An 8,107-nucleotide genomic window follows, 5' to 3' on the forward strand; every position below is an offset into this window, starting at 1 on the left:
AGAGAGGCGTCCCGCTCACCGGAGGAACGAACCCGTCACACCAGGGACTTCAGGGCCGCGTCCAGAACGCGCCGCAGCCGCAGGCCGTCCGGCGCGACCGCGGTGACCAGGGCGGCGGGCCCGGCCAGCGGCACGAGCGTGGCACTGTCTCCGAGCACCCGGGCGGTGACAGGGGCGTCAGCGAACTCCGGCCGTGCCACGACGAGTTGTCCGACGGCTCGGTGTCCTCCGAGGACGGCGGGCCCGTCCCAGCCGCAGGGAGCGCCCGGCCCGCAGGTCAGCGACTGGTCGAGGAGGGGCCGGCCGCCGACCCGGACGACGAGCCGGCTGGTGAGCCGGCCGGGTTCCTCGCCCACCCGGCCGAGCACCTGCTCCTCGCGCAGGACGAGCCGGGCGCCCGCGGCGAGGTCGGCTCGGGTGGTGACGTACAGGTCGCTGCCCCGTGCGGAGACAAGGGGCTCGGGCAGCCAGTGCAGTTCGCCGGCGTCGGCGACGTCCAGCCGTACCGCGTAGTGGGCCTCGTCCTCGACCTGGCCGGGCAGGGCGATGGTGGCGGCGGCAGAACCGACGCGCAGCCTGGCGCCGCCCCCGACGTCCGCCTCGACGGCGAAGCGGTCGCCGCCGAGGGGGCCGCTCATCGCACCGACCAGCACGACGCGGGCCTCGCCCGCGTCACCGCGGGTGCGCCGCAACGCGAGCGGCCCGTCGCTCTCCAGCACGGGCAGCGCGGTGCCGCCGCGGCCGTCCTCGCGGGCCCGGATCCTCGCGGTGGCGTGTACACCGCTCATGTCACGCGGTCCCACGCGGCGAGGCGCTCCCGCACCCAGGCGGCGACCTCCCGTACGCCGTCCTCGCTCCGCAACGACTGGAACACGACGGGCAGTTCGGCGCGCTGCGTCTTGGCGTCGGCGGCCATCCGGGCGAGATCGGAGCCGACGTACGGCGCGAGGTCGGTCTTGTTGACGACGAGGAGGTCGGCGGTGGTGACGCCGGGTCCGCCCTTGCGGGGGATGTCGTCCCCGCCGGCGACGTCGATGACGAAGATCTGCGCGTCCACGAGCCCCTTGGAGAAGGTGGCGGTGAGGTTGTCCCCGCCGGACTCGACGAGCACGAGATCAAGCGGTCCGACCTCGTCCTCCAGGTCCTCCACGGCTTCGAGGTTGGCGGAGATGTCGTCCCGGATCGCGGTGTGCGGACAGGCCCCCGTCTCGACGGCCGTGATCCGCTCGGGCGGCAGGACGGCCTCCCGCAACAGGAACTCGGCGTCCTCACGGGTGTAGATGTCGTTGGTGACGACGGCCAGCGACAGCTCGTCACGCAACGCCCTGCACAGCGCGGCCACGGTGGCCGTCTTCCCGGACCCCACGGGCCCCCCGAGTCCGACCCGGAACGCCCGCCGAGCCCCATCGGGACGACGAGCGTCGGCACCGACGGCGGCGGGCCCGTCACGGAAGTGGTCACGATGCATGTACAGCTCCTTGCAGCCGGGCGACGGCACTCACCCCGTCCGGCGGTTGAGGACGGGCCGTTCAGGCCGATTTTCGGGGGGCGGGGGGACGGAATCGGGAAGGGAGACGGGGCGGAGAACCTCACGAAGCGAACAGCCGCACCCCCCACTCCGCATGCAACTGCGCCCCGATCTCCGACAACGGCGCGGACGCCGAAGGCAGTGCGCCCGCCCCCTCGCTGAGCACCGCCGCCCCCGCCACCACCGCCCGACCGACGACCCGGTCCACCTCTGGAGCCACCCTCGCCAGCACAGCGGTGGCCTGGAACGGATCGAGACTCAGCAGCCGCACCGCCGCCCATGCCGGCCCGCTCACGCTCTCGTACGCCGCACAGTAGGCGGCGTCCGGGGCCCCGAGCCCGGCCGCGCGAGCCGTCAGCCCGAGGACCACCGGCTGATGCGCGCCCTTGGGGAACTCCCGTGCCAATGCGTCGAGTTCGGCAGCCGGCCAGGTGGCCCGTGCCGCCCGCGTCAGTTGCCGCCCGAGCCGCCGCGCGGCCATCCGCAGCACGGGCGACGGCGTCCGCGCGTCGGCGGCGGCGTCCAGTTCGACGGGGTCGGCCCCGGCCGCCGCGGCCGCGGCCAGCGCCGCCGCCACCAGCCCGGCCGTGTGCAGCCGGCCCCGGCAGAAGTCCTCCAGGTCCGCCGCGCCGGTGATCCGGCCCGCCCTGACCGCTTCCTCCGCCCCGCCGGAGTGCGCGTGCCCGCCGGCGGGGAAGCGGCCGTCGGCCAGGACGAGGAGGGCCGCCCTGCTCATCGGAGGCCCATCAGAAGAGGAAGTAACGTTGGGCCATGGGCAGTTCGGTCGCCGGTGTCGCCTCGACCAGTTCACCGTCGATGCGTACGGCGAAGCTGTCGGGGTCGACCTCTACCCGCGGGCGGGCATCGTTCTCCCGCATGTCGGCCTTGGTCACGCCCCGCGTGGAGTCGATCGCGAGGAACGTCTTGCCGAGCTGGAGGCGTTCGGGCAGTCCGTCCTCGATCGCCAGCGGGGCGACGAAGTTGAACGAGTTGGAGGCCGGTGCCCGGCCGATCGCCCCGTACATGGGGCGCGGCAGGATCGGCTGCGGGGTCGGGATGGAGGCGTTGGCGTCGCCCATCTGGGCGTACGCGATCTGCCCGCCCTTGAGGACGAGGTGCGGCCTGACGCCGAAGAACGGCGGTTCCCACAGGACGAGGTCGGCCAGCTTGCCGGTCTCGACGGAGCCGATCTCCCTCGCCAGGCCCTGCGCGACCGCGGGGTTGATCGTGTACTTCGCGACATAGCGGCGTACCCGGTGGTTGTCGGCGTTTCCGTCGCCGGGCAGCGCGCCCCGGCGCCGCTTCATCACGTGCGCCGTCTGCCAGGTCCGCAGGATCACCTCTCCGATCCGGCCCATCGCCTGGGCGTCGGAGGAGATGATCGAGATGGCACCTAGGTCGTGGAGGATGTCCTCGGCGCCGATCGTGGAGGGCCGGATCCGGGACTCGGCGAAGGCGAGGTCCTCCGGCACCGCCGCGTTCAGGTGGTGGCAGACCATCAGCATGTCGAGGTGTTCCTCGGCGGTGTTGACGGTGTAGGGCCGGGTCGGGTTGGTCGAACTCGGCAGCACGTGCGGCTGGGAGACGACGGTCATGATGTCGGGCGCGTGCCCACCGCCCGCGCCCTCGGTGTGGTAGGCGTGGATGCCGCGCCCGGCGATCGCCGCGAGGGTGTCGCCCACGAATCCGGCCTCGTTCAGCGTGTCCGTGTGGATGGCGACCTGGATGCCGGTGCGGTCGGCCACCATGAGGGACGCGTCGATGACGGCCGGGGTGGAGCCCCAGTCCTCGTGCAGTTTCAGGCCCAGCGCGCCGCCCCGGATCTGGGAGAGCATCGCCTCGTGCGAGACGGTGTTGCCCTTCCCGAGGAAGCCGACGTTGAGCGGGTACTGCTCCATCGCCTCCAGCATGCGGGCCAGGTGCCAGGGGCCGGGCGTGACGGTGGTCGCCTTCGAGCCCTCGGCCGGTCCGGTGCCGCCGCCGACCAGGGTGGTCACGCCCGAGGAGAGCGCCTCGTCGGCGATCTGGGGGCAGATGAAGTGGACGTGCGCGTCGATCGCGCCGGCCGTGAGGATCCGTCCGTTGCCGGCGATGACCTCGGTCTCGGGCCCGATCACCAGGTCGGGGTGGACCCCGTCCATGGTGTCGGGGTTGCCGGCCTTGCCGATGCCGGTGATGCGGCCGTCACGGATGCCGACGTCGGCCTTGACGACTCCCCAGTGGTCGACGATGACGGCCCCGGTGACGACGGTGTCCGGGGTGCCGTCCGCGCGCGTGGCGCGCGCCTGGCCCATGGACTCCCGGATGACCTTGCCACCGCCGAACACGGCCTCGTCACCGGCGAGACCGGGTCCACCGCACCGGTCCTCCTCGATCTCGATGAGCAGGTCGGTGTCGGCGAGCCGGATGCGGTCCCCGGTCGTCGGGCCGAACAGGTCGGCGTACGCGGCACGCGAGATCTCAGGCATCGAGGGCACCTCCGGTCTCCCCGCGCAGACCGGGCACGATCCGGGCGCCTGCGAGCGGTACGAGTTCGACGTCGACGGGGATCCCCGGTTCGAAGCGCACGGCGGTTCCGGCGGCGACGTTCAGCCGCTTGCCGCGCGCGGCGTCGCGGTCGAACTCGAGGCCGGGGTTCGCCTCGGCGAAGTGGTAGTGGGAGCCGACCTGGACGGGCCGGTCGGCGGCGTTGAGGACGATGAGCCGGGTGACCTCGCGACCCGCGTTGTAGACGATCGGGCCCGAGGCGAACAGGATCTCTCCGGGAATCATCGAAGCCCCTGTCAGACGATCGGGTCGTGGACGGTGACGAGCTTGGTGCCGTCCGGGAAGGTCGCCTCGACCTGGACGTCGTGGATCATCTCGGGGATGCCCTCCATGACGTCGTCACGGGTGAGCAGCGTGCGGCCGGAGGCCATCAGCTCGGCGACGGTACGGCCGTCCCGCGCGCCCTCGAGGAGGTGTGCCGTGATCAGGGCGACGGCCTCGGGGTGGTTCAGCTTGAGTCCGCGGGCCCGGCGCTTCTCGGCGACGTCGGCCGCCACATGGATCAGCAGCCTCTCCTGCTCGTGCGGGGTCAGTTGCACGTCCCACCTCACCTCCTCGCTCCGGACCGTGCGGGGTCCGGTCGCCGCGACCATCGGGCAAGGTGCCTGGTGGCGTGGAGGGGCAGGCTAGTGGGACCGCGTTTCGAGGACGTTAACCAAGCTGTGACCACCCCCGCGTGCGGCTGTTCGGCCGACAGGCTCATCAGGCGCAGGCCGTCGCGCGGGACCGGGACGGAGGCCGGGACGGAGGTCGGGACGGAAGTCGGGACGGAAGTCGGGACGGAAGAGGCCTGCTGGGGCAGGAGGCCCATGACCTCCGCGATCACCGTTCGGGCCAGGCCCGCCGGTTCGTCCGCGCGCATCCGGCCCGTTTCCTGGTGATTCCCGACGATCGGCCCGCAGGCCGCGCGCGCCGCGTCGTACCCCTCGCGCGGGACGGCCGCCGCAACCGGCGTCGCGCGATCCCTGTGCAGCCTGGACGACCAGAGGCGGGAAGGCGGGCACGCCGTCGGGGGTCAGGGTGGCGCGGGTGGCGAGGACGGAGGCCACAGGAGGTCGCGGGGGCGGTGATGGGCTCTGCCGGGCGGCCTCCCCGAAGGCCGCGGGGGCTCGCCGGGTACCTCGGCGACGATCGCGCCGATCAGCGGTCTCCTCGCCGCTGGAGCAGCCGGGCGCGGGAAGCACCCTGCTGCGTCCCGTGGCATCCTTCGACAGCGCGGCGGGGACCGGGCCGGACCGACGTTCACCTGGTGGGCCGCGCCGGGCATGGCGGCGGTGGTGCTGGGCGGCGCGCTGAAGAAGCGGCGGACGGAGACCGAGCTTTCGGCAGGACCGTCAGCGGCGTAGACGGCGACCTCTTCGGGGAACCGGCCCCGGTGGGAGCCCCGCACCGGCCGGCCGACCCACCGTCCGCCGCCCGTGCCCAGACCCACGTCCCACGCCCAGACTCACGTCCGCGTCCGCGTCACGACCGACCGTGTGCCTCCGTCGTGGCGAACGGAGACGCACGGTCTCTTCCCCGACCGGCTACTCGCTTCGCGTGTCCGGCTCGGACGCCCAGGAAGGGCCGGACCCGCGGTGCTCGGCCGCGATCCCGAACCGCTGCCGTTCGCGGGAGGCGGAGGCCACGTCGCGCACGGCCGAGACCGAGCTGACCACCTGCTCCCCGTCCCGGGCGTCGAGCGCGTCCAGCGCGTCGAGCCGCTCCAGGTCGGCGGCCGAGACGAGGGCGACGAGGGGCTTGCCGTGGCGCGTCACCACGACGTGCTCACCGCCGTACACCACCCGGTTGATCAGGTCGGCGAGGTCAGCCCTGGCTCGTGTCACCGGAATCTCGTAGGCCATGCCCCCATTCTAACGTCACGTACGTCCTGTACATTTTTTACAGACGCCGAAGGAGGGGCTTCCCATGACCCGACCGTCCGACCGTCACGTACCGCCCGGCTTCACCGGACGTGCGAGCGCGGGACACCGCACGCCGAAGCCCTGCGCGAAGCTCGCGGAGGAGCGGATCGCCCTCCAGGGGACGACGATCGACGACATGGCGGCGAACGATGTGGCGGCCCAGCTCATGCACCTGGAACACCGCGCCCCGGACCAGGACATCTCCCCCGGCGGCTCGTTCGGCGCCGTGGCGGCCGTCTACGACACGCTCCGGTCCCTCACCTGCGACGTGGAGACCGTCTGCCTCGGTCACGCCGGCTCCCCCGCCGCGGTCCTCCTCGCGGCGGGCACACCGGGCAAGCGGTCCGCGCGGCCGGGCGCCCGCGTGGTGCTCCGCCGGCCGACCCTGCCGGAACCGGTCGCGGAACGGCCCGGCGACCTGGTCCAGCCGGCCGAGGAGGGGGCCCGCACCCGGTCCCGCCTGGCGGAGACGCTCGTACGACACACCGGGCGCGAACCGGGGCACGTGAGCGCGGACCTCGAGCGGGGCCTGGTCCTCGACGCGCGAGAGGCCGTGGCGTACGGCCTGGTGGACCGGGTCGGCCCCAGCCGCAGGGTGACCGACGGCACGCCCGACGGGGGGTGAACCGCCGATGCTTCCCGAGCTGCCGCCGCTGCCCGCGCTGACGCGCGCCGAGGCCGAGCTGATCGACCGTTACCTGGAGGTGGTCGACCTGGTCGGCCGTATCAACCCCGCCCGGCACGGCGACACCTACGGCGGACTGCGGGCCGCCCAGGCACTGGTGAGCCGGGCGACCGCGCTGCGGGACGCGCTGACGCTGATGCACCAGCGGGGGGAGAGCGAACTGCACGCGCCGACGCTCGCGCGGGCGCTGCGCGTCCTCGACGGGGAGCGCCGTACGGCGCGCGTCACGATGCCGCCGCTCTCCGACAGTTGACCCGTCTTCGTCCGGTCCGGACGGAGGCGGGTCGCGTGCGTGACGTCCGGGCCGGGACTCAAACGGACCAAACGACGTACCCCTGTCCGGAGTAGGCCTGGCTGCTTTCTCCGACCCCAAAAGTTGCGCGCAGAGGGGTGAAAGGGAGCGGGATCCCGGGTTTCTGTGCTGGTCGGAGGCCCTGCGGCACCTCGACATCTGATCGAACATCAGCCTGTCCACCCGAACGGGTGAGTGGTGAGTAACCCCACAAATCCCCGGTTCCGTTGGGATTTTCGGACATCGGTGAGCCAAGATCCCTGACTGACGACAAGCCCCCGCCACAAGCGGCGGGGCGGTCCGGGCGGACGCCGAGTCCTGCCGCCGCCCGGATGCCCGAGTCGACAGAAGTGCACCGGCAGGAGTGGAGGACCCGAGCAAGCCGGGTCGCCGGACCGGTCGTCCCCGACAGGGGAGGCACCGGGCCGAGCAGCCCTTGGGGTGAAGCCGCAGCAGCGGCCGGGCAACTTCGCCAGCCCGAATCCGACAGGTCATCCTTCACAGGCGGCTGACGAAGGGTTGCGCATGACTGCGCTCAATCGTGTTCCGTCGCTCATGGCCCGAGCCGGTACGGCCTCGGCGTTCGCCATCGCCGCCGTGGGCGGCTCGATCGTGGTTCCGGGTGTCGCCTCCGACGCCGCGGCCGCCGCGGCCGCCGCACCGGCGACGAAGGCACTGAAGATCGCTGCGTCCAAGAAGGGCTCCCCGTACCGGTACGGGGCCGCCGGGCCGAACAGGTTCGACTGCTCCGGGCTGACGCTGTACTCGTTCAAGAAGGCCGGCAAGAAGCTGCCGCGCACGGCCGCCCAGCAGTACAACAAGACGCGCCACATCTCCGCCGGCAGCCGCAAGGCCGGGGACCTGGTGTTCTTCCACTCGGGGTCGAACGTGTACCACGTCGGGATCTACGCCGGTAAGGGCAAGATCTGGCACTCCCCGAAGACGGGGGACGTGGTGCGGCTCCAGAAGATCTGGACCAAGAGCGTCTGGTACGGCCGGGTCAAGTGACCTCCCGGGGCGGGGGGGGGGGGGGGGGGGGGGGGGGGGGGGGAGAGGGGGAGGGGGGGGGGGGGGGGGGGGGGGGGGGAGGGGGTAGGGGGGGGGGGGGGGGGGAAGAAGAGCAGGGCGACAAGGGGCGGAGGACATAACGC

At 72.8% G+C, this 8,107-nt stretch carries 10 protein-coding genes; 3 read left to right on the forward strand and 7 right to left on the reverse strand.

Annotated features, from left to right (window positions below; genetic code table 11):
- Window positions 1-35: 35 nt before the first annotated feature.
- The 7 genes from ACZ5Y0_RS11685 to ACZ5Y0_RS11715 form a co-directional block, all read right to left on the reverse strand.
- Window positions 36-788, reverse strand: a complete 753-nt coding sequence (locus ACZ5Y0_RS11685; protein WP_469128451.1) for an urease accessory protein UreD — start codon at window positions 786-788, stop codon at window positions 36-38.
- Window positions 785-1,468, reverse strand: coding sequence for an urease accessory protein UreG (gene ureG / locus ACZ5Y0_RS11690; RefSeq protein ID WP_469128452.1), 684 nt, complete (start codon window positions 1,466-1,468; stop codon window positions 785-787). The genes ACZ5Y0_RS11685 and ureG overlap by 4 nt, the downstream gene beginning before the upstream one ends.
- A gap of 121 nt (window positions 1,469-1,589) precedes the next feature.
- Window positions 1,590-2,264 carry an urease accessory protein UreF gene (locus ACZ5Y0_RS11695; protein ID WP_469128453.1) on the reverse strand — a complete coding sequence of 225 codons (675 nt, stop codon included), beginning with the start codon at window positions 2,262-2,264 and terminating at the stop codon, window positions 1,590-1,592.
- 10 nt (window positions 2,265-2,274) lie between these two features.
- Complete coding sequence (locus tag ACZ5Y0_RS11700) at window positions 2,275-3,996, reverse strand: urease subunit alpha (RefSeq protein WP_469128454.1); 1,722 nt, start codon at window positions 3,994-3,996, stop codon at window positions 2,275-2,277.
- Window positions 3,989-4,300 carry an urease subunit beta gene (locus tag ACZ5Y0_RS11705; protein ID WP_469128455.1) on the reverse strand — a complete coding sequence of 104 codons (312 nt, stop codon included), beginning with the start codon at window positions 4,298-4,300 and terminating at the stop codon, window positions 3,989-3,991. The genes ACZ5Y0_RS11700 and ACZ5Y0_RS11705 overlap by 8 nt, the downstream gene beginning before the upstream one ends.
- Window positions 4,301-4,311: 11 nt before the next feature.
- The gene (locus tag ACZ5Y0_RS11710; RefSeq protein ID WP_469128456.1) at window positions 4,312-4,614 is read right to left on the reverse strand and encodes an urease subunit gamma; all 303 of its coding nucleotides are present in this window, start codon (window positions 4,612-4,614) and stop codon (window positions 4,312-4,314) included.
- Window positions 4,615-5,601: 987 nt separating this feature from the next.
- The gene (locus tag ACZ5Y0_RS11715; protein ID WP_469128457.1) at window positions 5,602-5,919 is read right to left on the reverse strand and encodes a type II toxin-antitoxin system Phd/YefM family antitoxin; all 318 of its coding nucleotides are present in this window, start codon (window positions 5,917-5,919) and stop codon (window positions 5,602-5,604) included.
- A gap of 64 nt (window positions 5,920-5,983) precedes the next feature.
- On the opposite strand from ACZ5Y0_RS11715, the gene ACZ5Y0_RS11720 reads away from it, so the two are divergent.
- From ACZ5Y0_RS11720 to ACZ5Y0_RS11730, 3 genes are all read left to right on the forward strand, one after another.
- Entirely contained in the window at window positions 5,984-6,604 is a 621-nt protein-coding gene (locus ACZ5Y0_RS11720; RefSeq protein ID WP_469128458.1) for an ATP-dependent Clp protease proteolytic subunit, read from the forward strand.
- A 7-nt stretch (window positions 6,605-6,611) separates the two neighbouring features.
- Window positions 6,612-6,917 carry a hypothetical protein gene (locus ACZ5Y0_RS11725; RefSeq protein WP_469128459.1) on the forward strand — a complete coding sequence of 102 codons (306 nt, stop codon included), beginning with the start codon at window positions 6,612-6,614 and terminating at the stop codon, window positions 6,915-6,917.
- Between the two features lie 564 nt (window positions 6,918-7,481).
- Window positions 7,482-7,964, forward strand: a complete 483-nt coding sequence (locus ACZ5Y0_RS11730) for a C40 family peptidase (RefSeq protein WP_469128460.1) — start codon at window positions 7,482-7,484, stop codon at window positions 7,962-7,964.
- Window positions 7,965-8,107: the final 143 nt, after the last annotated feature.

The organism is Streptomyces sp. NPDC033216, assembly GCF_055577115.1.